The organism is Streptomyces sp. NPDC088116, from assembly GCF_044741745.1.
Taxonomy (GTDB): domain Bacteria; phylum Actinomycetota; class Actinomycetes; order Streptomycetales; family Streptomycetaceae; genus Streptomyces.
Genome location: NZ_JBIUTF010000013.1, coordinates 47675 through 64459, shown reverse-complemented (window position 1 = coordinate 64459; position 16785 = coordinate 47675). Strand labels below are relative to the sequence as shown.

The window sequence follows — 16785 nt, the reverse complement described above, 5'->3', positions numbered from 1 at the left end:
CCCGCGGAGCGGGTACCACATCGCGTTGCGATGTGCAAGCGAGGGGGTGCGCGTTGCGCACCCCCTCCGCTCCCGCTCCGCGTGAGCGGAGGCGGCTCGCTCCGCTCACCACCAGGCGGCACGCGCTCCGCGCCCACCGCCAACCGCAGGGCAGGCGGCCCGCGTTGCGGGCCGGGGCCGGCCCCCGGCCGACCCGTGGCCTCCGCTGCGCTCCAGCCACTCCAGGGCGCACCCCCAACTCCCGTGCGGGCCAGGCGTGCCACGCTCCGCGCGGCCCACCCATGAGGGCTCACGCCACAAGCAGCAGCAAGAGGGAAGGGGGCTGACAGGTGGTCGGGCGAGTGACGGAGCGTAGGGGCCAGCCACCCGCGAAGAGGAAGCGAGTTGAGGGGGCGTCAAGGTGCTGGATTAGCTTGCGATAAGGCAAGAATAGCAGCTTTCGGCCACGTTAGAGGGAATCTCACGATTCTGGTGTGCTTCATTTTTGGAGTCGAGATAAGCTATGGATTCAAAGCACACCACCCCGGATGCCTCCGGAGCGATATCGAGATCCATCCCCCGGCCTTGCCGGTGCTCTGGCGAGGCAGAGAACCGAGCCAATCGCATCCGTCCAACCGTAGCCCTAACGGCTCCTCTAAGTGCAGGTTTCCCGTTTCCCGCCGCTCGAATCGACCGGACGGCACCCCAGGAGAAGGCAGGCGAAATGTCAAGCACAGACCGCGTTGACCAGCGCGAGGCAGCCCAGCGAGAAGCCATTGACGCGGTCGCACGCGCCCTCGAATTGCCTGCAAGATCACTTGTGCCCGAACGAGGGCTTCGAACGCAGGTGATCATGGCGACCGGGTCCGGGAAGACCCGGGTGGCGGTCCGCAGCGCGGAGGAGCTCCACGCGGGCCGCGTGCTGGTGCTCGTGCCCTCGCTGGACCTGCTCGCCCAGACCGAGGCCGCGTGGCGCGAGGGAGGCCGCCGGGGGCCGATGATCGGGGTGTCCTCGCTGCGCGGTGAGGAGGTGTCCTTCCCCAACACCACGGACGTGGACGAGCTGGTGGAGTGGACGCGGGGCCTGGACAAGGTAACCGTCTACGCCACGTACGCCAGCCTCGGTCTGGGCACGCTGGAGCGGGCGCACGCCGGGGGCCTCGCGGCTTGGGACCTGATCGTCGTGGACGAAGCCCACCGCGTTTCGGGCCGGATCGGGAAGCCGTGGGCGGTCGTCCACGACAACCAGAAGATCCCCTCCCTGCGCCGCCTCTACATGACGGCCACGCCCCGGCTCTGGCAGCTCGGGGACGAGGACGAGGCCGGCGCACCCGGTGAGCTGGTCGCGAGCATGGACGACGACCCCGAGGGCCCCTTCGGCAGCCGCTGCTTCACCCTGACCCTCTCGGACGCCATCGACCGGGGAATTTGTGCCCCCTACCAGGTCGTATGCGTGGACGTCACCGACACACAGCTCCAGGCCGCGCAGCTCCTGGGCGCCGAAGGCCGCTCGGCAGAGGTCCGCGGGGCCCGGCTCGCCGCCCTGCAGACCGCCCTGGTGAAGGCGTCGGCGGAGGAGAACTTCCGGCGCACGCTGGTCTTCCACCACGTGGTGAAGGAGGCCGAAGCGTTCGCGGCTGGCCTTCCCGACGTCGCCGCGCAGCTGCACGCATCCGACCCGGAGCTGTACCCGGCCACGATTTGGGCGGACTGGCTGTGCGGGGACCACAAGCCGCTCCACCGCCGCCGGCTGCTCGGGGAGTTCGCGGCCGGGATCGCCACGGACGGCACCGTGGTGGAGAAGTGCTTCCTGTGCTCGGTGAAGGTCCTGGGCGAGGGCGTAGACACCAAAAACTGCGACTCCGTCTACTGGGCCGACGTGCGCGGGTCGATGCCGGACCTGGTCCAGGCCGTGGGCCGGGCGCTGCGGATGCAGCCGGGCGAGGGCAAGGTCGCCTCGCTCGTGGTGCCAGTGCTGCTCGGGCCGGGCGAGACGGCGGACAACATGCTCACGAGCCGGGCGTTCGGCGGGCTGGCCAAGCTGCTGGAGGCGCTGAGGGCGCACGACGCGCGGATCGTGGAAAGCCTCGCGGAGCAGCAGGCCCCGAGCCGCTACCAGCCCGTCAGCAAGGACGACGGCGGCAAGAGCACGGGCGGGAGCGGCGAGGGTTCCGGAGGCGTCAGTGCCCCCGCCAAGGCCCTGCTGAAGTTCTCCACGCCGCGCGACCCGGCCGCCCTCGCTGCGTTCATCAACCTGCGGGTTCTCAACCCGGAGCACGAGCACTGGCGGCGGGGCGTGGAGGCCGCTGTCATCTACGCCCGCGAGCACGGTGACCTGCGCGTGCCGTTCACGTTCCGGGTGCCCGCCGTCGACGGCCAGGAGGCGGAGGGCGCGGGGTGGCCGGCCTCGCTCGCCGGGTTCCCGCTGGGGCAGTGGACCGCCGACGCGCGCCGGTTCTACGCCCGCGGCGACATGGACGAGGACCGCGTCGCGCAGCTGGAGAAGCTCGGCATGATCTGGTCGCACTTCGACGTCGCGTGGGAGGAGGGCTTGTCCGCCGCGCGCGGGTGGGCCGCCGAACACGGGCACCTCCTGGCCCCGTTGGACGCCACCTTCCAGGGCGCGAAGGTGGGCATCTTTCTGAAGAACGCGCGGGCCGCCGCGAGGAAGGCGCAGGAGAACGAGCAGCGGCGTGCCGAGGCGTTGCCGGTGGAGTCGTCGGCCGGGGCGCTGTCGGACGAGCGGCGCGAGCAGCTGGAGGAGATCGACGCCTCCTGGTGCCCGAGCTGGCCGGTGACCTGGCAGCGGTGCTTCCACCTGGTCCGGATGCACCTGGACGCCGGTGAGGCGCTGCCCACCGAGGCGGGCGACGTCGTGCGCCAGGGCGAGGATCTCGGGCGGTGGGTGCAGTCCGTGCGGCTTGGCTGGGACCAGCTCACGACCGTGCAGCAGTGGATGTGCGAGCAGGTCCTCGGGATCGAGCCCGCCAGTGAGGACGAGAAGCCGCCGCCGCGCCGTACGCAGGCCGACAAGTGGGCGATGAACTACGAGGCCGCCAAGCAGTTCTACGAGCGCGAGGGGCACCTCCAGGTCCCCAGGAAGCACGTCGAGCGGATCGGCGGCGAGGGCCAGGAGGAGCGGGAGCACAAGCTGGGGGCCTGGATCGGGAACCAGCGGAGCAGGGCGGCGACGTTGACGCCGGAGCGGATGGAGCTGCTGTCCGCGATCGGGATGCGGTGGTCGTGATGGGCGTCGTCGTCACCGCGGCCGCCGCGCTCGCGGCCGGCTATCTGCTCGGGCGGCTGCGCCCGTGGCAGTGGCTGGGCGACTGGGCGGCCGATCAGGTCCGCTTCACCGGGGCGTGGGTCCGGGGCGGTTTCGGCCGCCAGGCCGTCGTCGTCCTGGTCCACGCTGTCACCGCGCCGCGCACCAGTTGGCGCATCATGCGCACCCCGGCCACGGAGACCCGAACGCCGACGCCCGTACGCGATCCGGACTGGGTCGCCAACCGCTCCCGGGGAGAGCACGAGTAGACGGTAGGTCTCCGACTCCCTTACTGGCAGTCGACTCACTAGAGGGACTTCGACAGCGCAAGGCCCGGACCAGGCGTCCGGGCCTTCGTCGTGCCCCGGAATCTTTTCTCCCGGTCGCTGCTGTCCGGGTCTTGGCCTCCGGCCCTACGGGGTGAAAGAGCCGTGCCCGCCAGGACGAGACGCAAGCACCTGCGCCCTGTCACTGTCCCGCCCGACCTGTCGAACTCACGCCGGAGGCAGTACCGATGACCAGCCGCCAGACACCCGGGGCAATACCCGCGCCGATCGCCGCTACGCTGAACACGCCACCCTGGGCTCGGGCAGAAGCCCCGCAGGGACGCTCTCAGGCAGAGAGCCGCAGGACCGCCGACCGCGCGGCGCACACCCCCGCGGACGACACCACGCAGGTGTCCGCTGTCCTCGATCCCTCTGCTCAAGGGAGCAGCATCATGACCCGGGACAACGTTCCCGCGCCCGTACAGCCACCCGTCCCCGCGCCCGTCCCGCAGCAGCCAGCTGCCGGTGCCGGCCTGACCGCCGCGATAGGCCAGGGCGCCGCCCAAGGGGTCGCCCGGTCCATCACGGCCCGGCTGGTGGACAAGTTCCTCACCAACCCGCCCGACTGGCTCAGAACCCTGTGGCACGCGCTACCGAAGCCCTGGGAGTAGCCGCCCCGGCCGGGCAGGACGGACCTGCCCGGCCGTGTCGCCGCTCGCGCGTCAGCCGCGGAAGCGGGAGAGCCAGGTGCCACCGGCCTTCTGCTCGGGCACGGCCTGGTCGTGCTCCTGGTGCTCGGGCCCGGCCTGCTCAGCTTGGCGTTCGGAGGTGATGGTGCGCTGCTTGCAGTCGTCGCACAGGTGCGGGTGGGTCTCGCGCGGGGCATCCCACCCGGCGGGCTCGATGGCCTTCCACCGTTCGTCGGTGAACCGGGTGCCGCAGCCAGCGCACACCGGACGGCGGGCCTCCCGCTCGGCCCGGTGCTCTGCGGCGATACGGCGCAGCTCCTCCTTGTGCTCCCGCTGCCGGGCTGCGTACTCGGCCTGCTTGCGGGCGTCGTAGGCTTCGCGGCGCGGATTGCCGATCGCCTCGAGGAGCGTCTGGTTCTGCGGCCGGCCGAAGCGCCGGAAGACCGCTCCGGCCGGGCCATGCTCCTGGAGCTGCTTCATGCCGGTGACCACAATGGGCAGCTTGCCGTCGTACATGTGGAAGTCGCCGTCGTAGTCGTGACCCTGCCAGTGCCGCTCGGTCAGCTCGGCCAGCTGCGCGATGACGGTGTTGGGGTTGCGCGGGCCGATCCGGTTGAAGACGAGCAGCAGCGGCGGGTGCGGCCGGTCGCCGTGGCGGCCGTCGGGCACCCACCATCGGGTGCGCCACATCGGCCGTTCCTTGCCGTCGACGTCCTTCACCTTGCGCTGGCAGAACCGCATGTACTTGTCGATCTTCGCGGCGAGGACCTGCGCGGACTCGAAGCAGTTGTCGATCTCCACGAACAGCAGCGGCACCCCGTCTTCGGGCGCGGTGATGACGATGTCCGCCTGGGCGCCGCCCTTGCCGGGGTTGGACCAGGTGCCGGTCGCGGGCAGCGCCACCTCGGTCGCGTAGGAGGCGATGGTGCCCAGCCCGGCGGGTGCGTCGAAGGCGGCCTGCGCGGCGGCGCGGACGTCGGCCGGCTCGCCTGTGAGCTCGGACAGGTTCGGCTTCGGGCGCAGCAGGGTGAGCACGGCTTCGTTGACCGTCATCGGGTGGGAGGCCCCGGTGCGGCCCGCGCCGCGGGCCGGGTTGCCCATCTCCCCCACCGGCCGCCCCAGCTCGCGAGCGGCGGCCTTCAGGCCCATGGGCGTCAGGTTGCGCAGCGTGTCCCCGCCTGGGAGCTGCCCGCCGTTCTCCGCCAGGCCGTGCTTGCGCAGATCGGACAGCGCCCCGGTGTGCGAGGCGGTGCGAGCCTGCTTCCGCTTCGACGGGGTCAGCTTGTCGGTGTGCCGGTAGCTCAGGTGCGGGGCTGAGATCTGCTGGATCTGTTCGACCGTCGCGACCTTCAGCACTCCGAGCACCCGCAGCACGTCACCGCGCAGGTTGTTCGACGACCCCGCCGGGTTCTCCTCACGCTTCCCCGCCATCAGCTGCGCTCCTTCCCCGTCGTCTGGCGCGCGCGGCCACCTGCCGAGCGCCGGCCGCGCTCGGCCGCAGAGGGCACCCGGCCCCCGAACCCGATGATCTCCTCCTCTACGGACATCACTTCAAAGTTCAGGAGTAGATAAGAGGGTTGTGACAGCGCGGCGCGCGGCCGTATCTGCGGGGTGACCTGGGCTTTCTCCGTCCGGCTCGGTGCCGGGCACCAAAGTGGGTTCCACAGTGGCCTCCCAAGTGCGCGCCGCAGGAGGCCGGGACGGCTTGCCCGCTGGTGGTCGGGCCCGTGGTCGGGGCGGGCGCGCCGGGCGCCTGCCGGGGGTCGGTGCGTGGTCATAGCAGTGGCTCCTTCGCTTCGGGCCGCCCTAGTGGGCGGGACTCGAGGGAGCAGTGTGCAGGGGACCCCCTTGTCCGCGGTCTAACCGTGGCCAGGTCAAGGAAAAACACGGCGATGGGCGGGCGGTAGCAGAGGTGGACAAGGAGTCAGGGTCGGGTTCGTGGTCGGGCCGACCACCCTGGACAAGGGGGCCCGGTTTGGCCCTTGCGGCCCCGGTTCGCCCGATCCCATGGGGTAGGGAGAAATCTCTGGTCTCTGTCCACAGGGTGATCGTCCGAGGCTGCTGGGAGTCGTCGTGATCCGCGCGTCGACACCCAGTTGAGGAGACCTCCATGCCGTACCTGATCCCGCCCCGTACCCCGCTGACGCCCGAGCAGGTGGAGCGCGGCTTCGACTACCTCCTGGCGTTGCAGATGGGTGGCGGCGCCGCCGTCGCCGGACGGGCGGAAGCCGATCCGGGGCTGGCGTTCGTCCTGCTGCGGCTTGCCGAGGACATCGTCTGGCCCGCCACGGCCGTGGACGGGGAGGCAGAGCTGTCCGCGGACTCCTTCGCCCTGGACGAGGTCGGGTGCGTCCTGCTGTCCGCGCTCCGGGACTGGGCGCGGGACTCCCCCACCACAGCGGTGCCGGGCATCGCCCGCAGCATCATCCGGTTCACCGTGAACGTCATTCCAGATCCCGACCACGCGGACACCGCCGACACCCTGGAGGCGATGCGCGATGAGCACCTGGTGCTCGCGCACGCGGTGCACCCCGTACCCGGCGCCCACCGGTAGCCCGCACCACCGTGGGAGTGGATGCCAGCGGTGCGGCCGGCGGCGCGGGAGTGGTGTGCATCGGGTGGACTCGATGCGGTGGAGCGGGCCCGTGGGGGCGGTGTGTTTTCCCTTGACATGGGCCGTGGTCAAGGGAAATGCACCGGGTGGATGCATGGCATCGTCCCCGATGGCTCTATCGATGACGAGGAGCAGCATTTCTCGGGCAGTTCGGGAGGCGTTGCCCACGTCGAGTAGCGATGGCTTCGGACAGCAGCTCGGTGCCGACCGACAAGACACCGTGTGCCGCTCGTCCGAGGAACGGGAGTAGGAGCGCTGGCTACGGGCGCGGGTGGCGGCCGTCGTCCCGCCTTTGCCGAGTGCTGGCGCATGCCTCCCGTTCTCGTCGACATCGAGATCCCGGCCCGGAAGGCGCCTCCCGAGGTCATCGAGAACTGCTGTCGTGTGACGTCGAGAAAGCCACCCCCGACGATGTCGTGCATCCACCCGGTGGACTCCATCCAGTGGAGAGGATGCCGAGCACGGTGTCGACCACTCAGTGCGCTCCACTCGGTGGAGTCCACTGAGTGGAGTGGATGCGCTGCATCGCTGGGGACGATGCACAGCATCGGGTGCGCGGCATCGGATGCACTCAGTGGCCGGCCTCCCGGCCACGGTGCGGTCCCGGATCCTGCGGGTGGTGCGCCTGCTGATCGTCCCGGCGCACCTGGTGCGCTGTACTGGCGTCCGGGTTGGTGCGGCGGCGCGCGCGAGCGAGGGAGTCGTCGGCGGCCTTGGCGAAGACCTCCTGGAGGTTGCGCAGCCGGTCGGCCGTGAGATCGAGCGCTTCCACGTCCGTGCGCGACTTCCTCAAGGCCCGCAGCGCCGTCATGTCGATCGCCTCCGGGGACCCGGCGCCCGGGTCCTGGTCGTCGTGCTCGGGTTCGGCGGCCGGGGATGCGAGCAGCTGCTCGGGCATCGCCGCCTGCTGGTGGGCGACGACGTCGTACGCCCGGCCCCGTACGGCGGCGGTCGTGGTGGTGCGCAGCTTCTCCCGCACCACGGCACCGGCGAGGACGGCACGGTCGTACTGGAGCGGGATGCGGGGGATCTCCCACTCCCCCGCATCCTGTCCCGGAGGCCGGGGCGCAGCCGGCTCGCCGGGATCGGTCGGGGGATGCCGGTCCGGGTCGGGCGCGGGTGTCGGAGGTCGGCGGCGGGCGGGGAGGTCGGACAGGGCCCACCGGGCGGTGTAGAGGCGGTAGCCGGCCTCCCTGCCGCGTACGGTTTTCGGCTCGCTGATGTCCAGGCAGTGGGTGGAGATGGCGGCGGCCACGACCTGGTCGTCCAGGCCGGGTTCGCGGCGGCGGCCGCGCAGGACCAGGGCGAGGTGGCGGCGGGCTTCGGCGAGCAGGTGGCGGCGGTGGAAGCGGCCGCCGTCGTTCATCACGAACACGGTCGCGGTGACGTCGACGGCCGCCAGGGCGACGTCGACCACGGCGGCGATCCGGGCCCGGATCGCCGCGGCTGCGGCGCGGGCGTATTCGAGGAGGGAGGTGATGACGTCGGCGGCGACACCGGAGGTGAGGATCGCGCTCGCCTTCCACCGCTCGCGCAGCTGCGCGAGCGGCCGGGCCGACTGCTTGGGCGGGCGGGTCTTGCGGGCGGCTATGGCGTTGAGCTTGGCGCGGGCCCGCTCGGAGACCACGGGCAGGAACCGCGGCTCGCCGTCGTCGTCGACGGCGGTGACGTACTCGTGCTCCAGCTCTTCCAGGCAGGCGGCGATCTGGTCGCTGCGCCGGGAGGTCCAGCGGATGAGCTCGTGGGGCACCCCGGCGATCTCCATCACGGGTCGGCGCCCCAGGGTGACGGTGCGCGGCTCGGTCGCCAGCCCCAACGCCTCGCAGACCTCAGCGGCCACGAGTTCGTTGTAGAGCGCGGAGGCCGCCACGGTGTTCTCGTGCAGGGCCGTGGTGTGGACCGAGCCCCACTTCCCGTCCAGCCGCTGCCCCTTCACCGACAGCAGCAGATGGTCATGGAGCAAGGGCCGCCCGGAGCGAGCCTCGTAGTGGCGGAAGCGGGCAGCGACCAGACCGCCGGGCGGCCGCACCCGGTAGATGCCGTCCTTGCCGTACCGGATCACCGCGACCTCGTCCTCGATCCACTCCAGCACCCTCTCGATCGCCCGCTCGTGCGCGGCCTCGATCACCCGCCGCATCTCCTCATCCCCGAACGCCCACAGGAGGTAGATCGTCGGCTGCGGCCGGAACACGAAGTCGACACCCGTGACCGTCACCCGGCGTCCGAGGGCGCCGGCCCGATACGCCTTCTTCGGGGAGTCGCCCGCGGCGAGCCGGTCGGCCTCGATCCGGTCCGCGTACGGGTGGCGGCCGCGCTCACCGAACAGGTTCCGCAGCTGCGCCTCGGTGACCTCCTCGCCCGGCGCGAGTCCGAGCACGGCCAAGCCGCGGCCCATCCATCGCCCGACCGGGACCCCGGCTTGCTCCTGGGCGACGCGCAGCGGCGTGCGCGCCGGGCGGCGGCCGTCACCGACAACGGTCTCGCGCAGGTAGTAGCGGTACATCTGACCGGCCCGGATGACCCTGATGTCGACTGTCATGGAGACCACGCCACACGGCTCTGACCTGCAAGGAAAGGCCGATCAGCGGGACGTCCCGTCAGGCGGGAGCAGGAGCCGAACTTTCTTCTCAGGTGCCCGCCGGGCGGGAAGCGGCCCCGGGCCGGAAGCGAATGTCATCGCTCTCCGGCTCCGGCAGCCCTCACATCACGACCCGGACGACACCAACAAGCACCACTGAGCACCACCGAGTGCCAAGGAACGCCCACCAGTAACGAGCACCGCCTACATCAGCCCCCGGCAACCGCCGGGGGCTTCGTCGTGCTGCCCGGAGGAAACCAGTGCCCACCTTCGAGACCTGCCCCCGCTTCACCGCCGACCTCCAGCACCTCACCCCCGCCCAGCGCCGGCGCTTCCGCCGCGTCGTCCTGGACGCCTTCGTGCCCGACCTGCGCACCGGCCGTCAGTTCCGCCCCGGGTTACGTATCAAGCGCGTCCGCTGCGCGCCCGGCGTCTACGAACTCACGTGGGCCGGAAACGGACGCGCCACCTGGCAATACGGCACCGAACGCATACGCGGCGCCCAGCACATCATCTGGCGCCGTATCGGCACCCACGACATCCTCACCGGCCCGTAAGCGCGGACGGGAAACGACAACAACCGCCGTTGGAGACAAGCTACGGCTGGGTGATCGTGGCCAGCCGGTCGGCCGCAAGCTCCCACGCACGCTCCCCGGCCGCAGACCGGCCCGGCTTCGCGAGGGCTTCTTCCAGGTCCCTGACGATCCCGGCACCCTCCGCATACCGACCGATCACCACGTCCAGCCATACCAGCGCCGGGCGGTCGCCCAGGATCGGATCACGAGTGGTGACCCCCATGTGCGCTGCACGGGCCGCCTGCACCACGTCGTGATCACGGCTGATGGGCGGCTCCCCGCCAGCTCGGCGCAGGAGTACGGCGGTGCGCTGGATCGCCGCGAGTGAGGCCGCGTCGGCCAGGGCCGGCTCCGATGCAGGGGCCATCGGATCGAGTTCACCGATCGCCTCGGCCCAGGTGGCCCAGTGCACGGACAGGTCCTCGCCCGCGTCCAGGGACGCCGAGCCGGGCCGGCAGCCGTGAGCCAGGTAGAGGTGCACGCCCTCTGTCGTCACCGACCGGGCGGTGACGACCGTGCCGAGAGGGTGCAGCCACGTCGCGGTCAGGCCCGTCTCCTCGGCCAGCTCGCGGGCGGCGGCATCGTGGGGTGTCTCACCGTCGTCGACCATGCCGCCCGGCAGATCGGTCAGCGCGCCGTGCAGGTAGACGTGCTGACGCACCATCGCCACCCGTCCGCAGTACACCGCCAGTACCCGCACCGAGTCCGGCACCGCAACGTGTGGATATGCTACGGGCTGCCCGTCCGGCCGGACCGCCTGATCCACCACCAGCCGCACCCGACCACCCGGACCGCCCGCGAACAGCACACGGCCATCGGTACGCCTCCACCGGCCGACCTCTTCAACATCCACGTCCTGAGCCTATCTATGTGGCTCCCCCAGGGGGCTAGCAGCTCTGCCGGGCCGTCAGTGATTCTGGTCGTGACGCTTCTGGGCCATCCCCTGTACGAACGCTGCGGCCAACCCGGCAGCCAACCCGATTCCGAGGGCCGTGATCAGCCGGACATCATCCTCCCTGGAGGAGGTCGTGTAGACCACGATGGCGACGACGCTCTGAGTGATGAGCGTGACCGCGACCGATGGAATGCGGTACCACCACGGCGTATCCGTGTCCCGGCCAGCGTCCACAAGCCCTCCCCTACTCATCGAGCCGTCAGGCCGGCGGTGAAGCCCTGCCGGTTCTGGCATGGCTATGCAATCTTCTATGTGCGGCACGGTATCCCAGCAGTCTGGAGCCACAGGAAAAGGGAATTCCTCCTCCTGCCCCCGCTGGTGGCTCTCGCACCTCTGGTGAGATGGGAGTACTCGGTGAGGGCCTGTGGTACTACGCCAAGTCGGCGAAAAGGGAGTTCTGTTGATCGGTATGAAGAATTTCTTCGCGGAGGTCACCTCGCGGACGCACTCGTGGCCGGAAGGACGCCGCGATCTGCACTGGCATGTGCTCCCCGACCGCCGCGCCGTACGCGAGCAACTGGTGGAGCCGTATGCGGAACTCACGCACATGCCGGGTCTGGAGCCGGTAGCTCCGGAGTGGCTGCACACGACAATCCTCCACTCCGGGCCTGAGGATTCCGCCACCGATACAGAGATCGCCCGGATCGTCACGCTGGTTCGCGAACGCGTTGCCGAGGTCGCGCCTTTCGAGCTGACCTTCAATCCTCCGGCCGTCGGCAGAGTCGGTTTGGAGTGCACCGCCCGTCCCGGTGCCCCCGCCCGCAGGCTGTGGGAAATAGCCTGGCAGGCGACCACTGAGGTGGCCGGTAGCCGGTGGCCGCTGATCCCTGACCGCCACTACGCACACGCCTCGTTGGCGTACGCCGGCCCCGACGCAGCACGGGCCGATCGGAAGGCGATGAAAATCTGGCTGAGCGACCACGGGCCTGGTCTTGTCACGCTTCCGGTGACGGCGCTGTCCCTCGTCTCCCAGTGGCACGATGGCCGACGCATCATGTGGGACCACATCACCGACGTTCCTCTCGGGGTCTCTTCGTGAGCCACGTCGGCGCGGCCCGTACGGTGGCGGCATTCTGACCGGTTCTCATTCGGAGGCAGCGAGAGCGGCGAGGAACCTCGCCAGGTCGTCGGCGGCGCGCTCGGCGGCGTCGACGAGCTCCTGGAGCGAGGCAGGGACATGTTTCCGTTCCCATTCCGGTGAGGACAGAGGTGTCTCCGCCCAGACCGGGTCGAGGTCGGCGACGGGGGCCCGTACGTCGGAACCGATCCCGGCGGCGGCGATCAACACCATGGCGAGCGGCGCATCAAATCCCTGCGCGGTACGGGGCACTGTGGCGGCGACCGTGCTCAGCGAGACGGACAGCGAGGCGAGGTGATGGGCCCGCTGGAGCCACGACGGGTGTGCGGGATCGCCGGGGGCCGGAGTAACCGGGTAGTCGTAGGCTGGCGGGCTATCCAGCCCGGCGGCTGCGGCCGCCCTCCGGTCCTCGGGGCCGACGGCCCATGTCCCCTCGCGCAGCTGCTGCTGCCCGTGTTTCAGGAACTGCTGAAGCAGTTGGTGGCCGTCGGCCCACCCGCCGTGTTCGTGGTCGCCGAAGCGTGCCGGGGCCGCGCGCAGATCGCGGACGATGTAGCCGACCGTACGCTCCGGGCCAGGCTCGGAGGCGTGGGTGCGCAGCAGTCCCGTCACACCTTCCAGCGCGTCCGGGAGCTGGCAGGCCGTAGGGAACTCCGTGGCAGCGGTCGGGAGTCGGTCCGCTGCCAGGTCGGCAAGAGTGATCCGCCCGACGGTCGAGACGGCGTCGGCGATCGTGATGTCGGTGACTGAAAGGTCCCGGCCCCGGGCCGTGTGCCAGAACACCAGCGCCAGGACGGACTCCTCCCACATCCAGCGGTCCTCGATCCCCGGATGCGCGCGGATATATGCGCCCCGCAGCCCCTCCTCGGGCAGCCCCAGACGGTGATGGCGGTGCCACGCATACAGCGTGTATGCCTGATCTCTCGCCCGCTGCCACATTCGCGCGCCACTCCCCTGGTTCGACTCCTCGGTCTTCACCCGGTGCACGCTACCGAGCACACCACGCTGTGTGTCCGGGCGGAGGCGTGCAGGGCCGCACTGGTCGGGGCGTATGTCCCCGCCCGGCCGATCAGGTGAATACTCTGCTGCTGGCCGGGCGCTTGATCACTGGTCCGGGGCCACCTGATCCGCGCTCAGGAGCGTGGGCCGGAACTCGTGCGGGGGATCCACCGCGATCAGGACCTCGTACCCGTGCGGTGGCCCCGGAATTGTATCGCCGCGCTCGTCATCCATCTCGAAGCACAGATCCTGTACCCGCCCCGCGAGACCGATGTACGCGCCGCCGACGACCCGGACCCTGGTGCCGACGTCGAGCGCGGACCGTTCCTTGCCCAACGCCAGGCGCACGCAGTAGGCCGCCCACTCCTGGATTATGTTGGCGGCGGGGTCGGGTAGACCGGGGGCGACGCCACGCGACATGCCGTCCCACCGCCGGCGGATGGGGCCCTTTCCTTCCGGCTCCGGCCAGGTCCGGGTCAGCCACAGCCAGGCAGCAATCACAGGATCACTCGTATCGACGGTCGCCGGGTCGGTGTCGGTCGCCCACGCGAGCTCGTCTCCGACCACCCACACGGCCAGCTCACGCAAATGATGCTCTTCCAGGTGCCACAGCAGCACACCCGTCGGCACCTCCTTGGGCCCACCACCCGCCAGTCCCAGAGCCTGCAGAGTGATCGCGATCGCGCCCCGCGTCGCGACGTACTCCCAGATGTCCTCACCAGCTGGCTGTCCGGCCGCGGCGAGCGCTCCCGCCCGCTCATACGCCTGCTCCCACCCCGTCACGACGTCCTCCTCGAAATGGCCTGCCCGCACGCTATCCCTCACGCCTACCGGCCTGGCATCGGGATGATCCGGCTCACGGTCAAGGGACATCACCTGCCCACTCCCACCGGGCCTGGTCACCAGGGCGGGGATTGTAATCCGCGCGGCCTCCCGGCCCGTATGCGCCGATCTCCGTGATCAACAACGCCCCTCCCCCGAGCTGTTCCTCGCTCCAGCCGGTCACGTCCAGAAGCAGCCCGTCCAGCGGACCGGCGACCAGTTCGCGGTAGACGTGTCCGGGCTGCGGGCCCGGGTCGGGATCGTCTTGGTCGGCGCCGTACACCCGCCGTCGCATCAACTCGTCCATGTGTGGCAGCTTCCCAGCCGCCACTGACACCCAGGTGGGCCGTTGGAGAGGGCGTCGACTCCGTTGCCCGCCCAGACCGGCTTTACGCCGCGTGCCAATTGGCACGCGAGCGTTCGATCGATTCTTCCGAACGGGAGGCGCAGACACAGAGGGCGGCTTCACAAGTTCGGAGAACCGGCCCTCGTCAGCTGCTCGGTGAGGTGCGATCAGGGCGTCAACCTGGATACGCCCCTGTTCAGCAGCACAAATGACCATGGTCAGGGCAGTATCGTGCCCATCATGTTCATTGCCACCATCTCTCCGCGATCGACGGGGAAGACCACGATCATGGCGTGGCTGCTGCACGCCCTTCATGAGCGCGGCTACCCGGTGACCGGGTTCGACGCCGATGAGTCCGAGCAGTTGTACCGCTGGTGGGAGGCTCGTTCCGAGGGTAGCTATCCCTTCAAGGTCCACCGCGCTGCCTCGACGCGCTTCCACGAGGAAGGCCCAATGAAGCTGCCTGACGGCCATATCGGCGGCGTCGACTGTGGTCACCTGGAGAACCACGCGGGGATCGGGTGGAGTGTCCTCAGGATCGCAGACCTGGCGATCGTCGCCTGCGCTGCGACCAACAGCGACATAGAGCGTATGGAAGAACTGCCGATGGATCACTTCATCAACCAGGTGATTCCGAAGCGCGCGGACAAGAAGAAGCCGAACACCTGGGTACTGCTGTGCCGTGTGCAGCCGGGCAGCACCGTGCAGCCCAAGGGCATCCGTAAGGGCCTCGAGGAAGATGATTGGAATGTCTTCACCACGATGATCCCGGCGATCCAGCTCTACGCCAGCACGGCGGAGGGTGTGCCGATCAAGGCGGCCGGGTCGGCGTTCGATGAGCTCGTGACGGAGATGGAAGAGCGAGGGCTGATCAGCAAGTGAGCAGGACGGTAGATCCCGAGGAATTGCGTCGACAGCGGCGTGAGCGGCGGCAGTCCAGGGGCGATGCAGGGTCCGCCGACGGTGGGGGAAGCCCGGAAGCTTCTGGGGACGACCCGCCGGGCACAGTGGCGCCCCGTACGGAGCCGGTGATCGCCCAGGGACGTCCGCAGCCGATGATCCGGGCGGAGGACCTCCCCGAGCCGATCGACAGGCCCGATGCCCAGGGCCCCCTCAGCAGTGATGAAGAAGAGCGGTGGGAGCTGTGTCAGCGCAGCTTCCAGCAGTTCCAGCAGGCCTGGTGGGTGGCAGCCAAGGCGCTGGATATCTCACTGAGAGGGCGGCTGTGGCGCCGCGACTACGACACGGCAGAGGCGTTCATCGGCGTCGTGGCGAAGATGTCGACGTCGAACGCCTACCGGCAGATCGCGGGTTCAGAGGTCGCAGCCATCCTCGCCGGATCAACCGAAATCGAACTTGAATCGAACGATCAGTCCCGCATGCGGGACTCGGCTCCAGCGCGGGACGAGCAGCCCCTCGTGATCAGCCAGCGGGCAGCGGAGGCGCTGACCCCTGTCCGGGAGGACTACGGCGCTGCCGCTGCGGCCACCGCCTACCGGGCGGTGGCCGAGGTGACCGGCAAGGACAAGGTCAGCCAGAAGACCATCACCGGCATCGTGCAGCAGATCCCTCGCAAGGCGGAGGAGGAGCTGAACGAGGACGAGCTCTCGGAGCGGGTCCGTGCGCTGGCCAAGGAGCAGACAGAGAAGGACGCGGCCGAGAAGGACGCAGCCGCCGACCCGTTCAAGGACTTCAAGGCGTACGTGGATGCGACGCGCGAGTTCTCCCGGAAGACCAAGGGCATGGCGGCCGCGTACAAGAAGGCCGCCAAGGTCGACCAGGCCCGAGCGGACAAGCTCGCGTCCCAGCTACGCGATCACATCGAACGCGCGGTACAGAACTTCCCCGACGTGTAGCCCAACGCGAAATGGCCCTGCCTCCCCACCAAAGGGCGAGGCAGGGCCTTTCGTTGCGCTCAACCTTCGGCCGGTGAGGGGCGGTAGGTCGCGTCCGGCGAGGACATGGGCGAGGGGGGCCGGTAGAACATTGATGGTGGCCGTGCACCGATCCGGAGTGCGGCAGGGCGATCGTTGGGTGGCATGGAGTTCTCTGAGACTGGCACTGACGTGGACGCGCTCGCGGAAGTCGTTGTGCTGACTGCGTGCACGCTGGCTGACGCTGCAGGCCCGGGACGGTGGAGTCCGGGAGCGATCGAGGACGCGGCGTCCGCACTCGAGGTATTGGCTGGCACTCTCGCGCGGTTGGACAGGGAAAGTGCGGAGCTCCTGGCGGTGGTGCCCGTCGCGGTCGCGGCGCTGCGGGATCGGGTGGAGCAGGTCCAGGCGGGGGAAGGCCGTACCGATGGCGACGCTGTCCGAGGAGCGGCCGGGTCAAGTACGGCGCTGCGCGAGGCGCTCGCGGTGCACGATATCCGGCACCATCGTGTGCATCAGTTGGGCGCTGCGCTGCTGACGGTGACGTTGGAGCCGGCTGATGCCCAGGCCCTGGCCGGGCTCCTGGCTCAGCACGGGCTGCGGGATCAGTCGCCCCGAACCGATGTGGGCTTGTGGGGTTCGGGGCTGGCTGGGACTGCGGCGGCCGCGCTTGGGTATGCCCTGGCCTCGTACGGGTCCAGCTCTTATGCGCGCGTACTCGACTCCGGACAGGTCAGTGCCGGAC

At 69.9% G+C, this 16785-nt stretch carries 16 protein-coding genes; 8 read left to right on the top strand and 8 right to left on the bottom strand.

The window, feature by feature from the left end; genetic code table 11:
• The first annotated feature begins 703 nt into the window (after positions 1–703).
• The 3 genes from ACIOJD_RS34015 (at position 704) to ACIOJD_RS34005 (ending at position 4181) form a co-directional block, all read left to right on the top strand.
• The gene (locus tag ACIOJD_RS34015) at positions 704–3226 is read left to right on the top strand and encodes a Helicase associated domain protein (RefSeq protein WP_401920360.1); all 2523 of its coding nucleotides are present in this window, start codon (positions 704–706) and stop codon (positions 3224–3226) included.
• Positions 3226–3513, top strand: coding sequence for a hypothetical protein (locus tag ACIOJD_RS34010; RefSeq protein ID WP_401920357.1), 288 nt, complete (start codon positions 3226–3228; stop codon positions 3511–3513). Before ACIOJD_RS34015 ends, ACIOJD_RS34010 begins: the two co-directional genes overlap by 1 nt.
• Before the next feature lie 449 nt (positions 3514–3962).
• Positions 3963–4181 (top strand): hypothetical protein, encoded by a 219-nt coding sequence (locus ACIOJD_RS34005; protein ID WP_401920355.1) that lies wholly within the window; start codon positions 3963–3965, stop codon positions 4179–4181.
• 51 nt (positions 4182–4232) lie between these two features.
• Here ACIOJD_RS34005 and ACIOJD_RS34000 read toward each other — a convergent pair whose 3' ends face one another.
• Positions 4233–5630 (bottom strand): replication-relaxation family protein, encoded by a 1398-nt coding sequence (locus ACIOJD_RS34000; protein ID WP_401920353.1) that lies wholly within the window; start codon positions 5628–5630, stop codon positions 4233–4235.
• A gap of 679 nt (positions 5631–6309) precedes the next feature.
• Here ACIOJD_RS34000 and ACIOJD_RS33995 point away from each other — a divergent pair.
• Positions 6310–6753: a hypothetical protein gene (locus tag ACIOJD_RS33995; RefSeq protein ID WP_401920351.1), complete on the top strand. Its 444-nt coding sequence runs from the start codon at positions 6310–6312 to the stop codon at positions 6751–6753.
• A gap of 631 nt (positions 6754–7384) precedes the next feature.
• Here the strand turns inward: ACIOJD_RS33995 and mobF are convergent.
• Positions 7385–9352: a MobF family relaxase gene (gene mobF / locus ACIOJD_RS33990; protein WP_401920349.1), complete on the bottom strand. Its 1968-nt coding sequence runs from the start codon at positions 9350–9352 to the stop codon at positions 7385–7387.
• Between the two features lie 299 nt (positions 9353–9651).
• Here mobF and ACIOJD_RS33985 point away from each other — a divergent pair, with 299 nt between their 5' ends.
• Positions 9652–9948 carry a hypothetical protein gene (locus ACIOJD_RS33985; RefSeq protein WP_401920347.1) on the top strand — a complete coding sequence of 99 codons (297 nt, stop codon included), beginning with the start codon at positions 9652–9654 and terminating at the stop codon, positions 9946–9948.
• A 40-nt stretch (positions 9949–9988) separates the two neighbouring features.
• Here ACIOJD_RS33985 and ACIOJD_RS33980 read toward each other — a convergent pair whose 3' ends face one another.
• The gene (locus tag ACIOJD_RS33980; protein ID WP_401920345.1) at positions 9989–10819 is read right to left on the bottom strand and encodes an NUDIX hydrolase; all 831 of its coding nucleotides are present in this window, start codon (positions 10817–10819) and stop codon (positions 9989–9991) included.
• 54 nt (positions 10820–10873) lie between these two features.
• Positions 10874–11095, bottom strand: coding sequence for a hypothetical protein (locus ACIOJD_RS33975; RefSeq protein ID WP_401920343.1), 222 nt, complete (start codon positions 11093–11095; stop codon positions 10874–10876).
• A 226-nt stretch (positions 11096–11321) separates the two neighbouring features.
• Between ACIOJD_RS33975 and ACIOJD_RS33970 the strand changes: the two genes are divergently transcribed.
• The gene (locus ACIOJD_RS33970; RefSeq protein ID WP_401920340.1) at positions 11322–11960 is read left to right on the top strand and encodes a 2'-5' RNA ligase family protein; all 639 of its coding nucleotides are present in this window, start codon (positions 11322–11324) and stop codon (positions 11958–11960) included.
• Positions 11961–12005: 45 nt separating this feature from the next.
• On the opposite strand, the gene ACIOJD_RS33965 is transcribed toward ACIOJD_RS33970, so the two are convergent.
• The 3 genes from ACIOJD_RS33965 to ACIOJD_RS33955 form a co-directional block, all read right to left on the bottom strand.
• The gene (locus tag ACIOJD_RS33965; RefSeq protein ID WP_401920338.1) at positions 12006–12977 is read right to left on the bottom strand and encodes a hypothetical protein; all 972 of its coding nucleotides are present in this window, start codon (positions 12975–12977) and stop codon (positions 12006–12008) included.
• Between the two features lie 126 nt (positions 12978–13103).
• Positions 13104–13781 (bottom strand): hypothetical protein, encoded by a 678-nt coding sequence (locus ACIOJD_RS33960; RefSeq protein ID WP_401920336.1) that lies wholly within the window; start codon positions 13779–13781, stop codon positions 13104–13106.
• Between the two features lie 79 nt (positions 13782–13860).
• Positions 13861–14127: a hypothetical protein gene (locus ACIOJD_RS33955; RefSeq protein ID WP_401920333.1), complete on the bottom strand. Its 267-nt coding sequence runs from the start codon at positions 14125–14127 to the stop codon at positions 13861–13863.
• Between the two features lie 279 nt (positions 14128–14406).
• On the opposite strand from ACIOJD_RS33955, the gene ACIOJD_RS33950 reads away from it, so the two are divergent.
• Together ACIOJD_RS33950 and ACIOJD_RS33945 are read left to right on the top strand one after the other, a co-directional pair.
• Complete coding sequence (locus tag ACIOJD_RS33950; protein WP_401920330.1) at positions 14407–15048, top strand: plasmid partition protein; 642 nt, start codon at positions 14407–14409, stop codon at positions 15046–15048.
• 146 nt (positions 15049–15194) lie between these two features.
• Positions 15195–16022: a hypothetical protein gene (locus ACIOJD_RS33945; protein ID WP_401920327.1), complete on the top strand. Its 828-nt coding sequence runs from the start codon at positions 15195–15197 to the stop codon at positions 16020–16022.
• A 474-nt stretch (positions 16023–16496) separates the two neighbouring features.
• Here the strand turns inward: ACIOJD_RS33945 and ACIOJD_RS33940 are convergent, their stop codons facing one another.
• A complete protein-coding gene (locus ACIOJD_RS33940) occupies positions 16497–16634 on the bottom strand; it encodes a hypothetical protein (RefSeq protein WP_401920325.1) in 138 nt (45 codons plus the stop codon).
• Positions 16635–16785 lie beyond the last annotated feature (151 nt).

Excerpts from the sequence above, each read along its gene's own strand:
- ACIOJD_RS34000 (WP_401920353.1), bottom strand. The coding sequence starts at position 5,630 with ATGGCGGGGAAGCGTGAGGAGAACCCGGCGGGGTCGTCGAACAACCTG.
- ACIOJD_RS33950 (WP_401920330.1), top strand. The coding sequence starts at position 14,407 with ATGTTCATTGCCACCATCTCTCCGCGATCGACGGGGAAGACCACGATC.
- ACIOJD_RS34010 (WP_401920357.1), top strand. The coding sequence starts at position 3,226 with ATGGGCGTCGTCGTCACCGCGGCCGCCGCGCTCGCGGCCGGCTATCTG.
- ACIOJD_RS33955 (WP_401920333.1), bottom strand. The coding sequence starts at position 14,127 with ATGGACGAGTTGATGCGACGGCGGGTGTACGGCGCCGACCAAGACGAT.
- ACIOJD_RS34005 (WP_401920355.1), top strand. The coding sequence starts at position 3,963 with ATGACCCGGGACAACGTTCCCGCGCCCGTACAGCCACCCGTCCCCGCG.
- mobF (WP_401920349.1), bottom strand. The coding sequence starts at position 9,352 with ATGACAGTCGACATCAGGGTCATCCGGGCCGGTCAGATGTACCGCTAC.
- ACIOJD_RS34015 (WP_401920360.1), top strand. The coding sequence starts at position 704 with ATGTCAAGCACAGACCGCGTTGACCAGCGCGAGGCAGCCCAGCGAGAA.
- ACIOJD_RS33995 (WP_401920351.1), top strand. The coding sequence starts at position 6,310 with ATGCCGTACCTGATCCCGCCCCGTACCCCGCTGACGCCCGAGCAGGTG.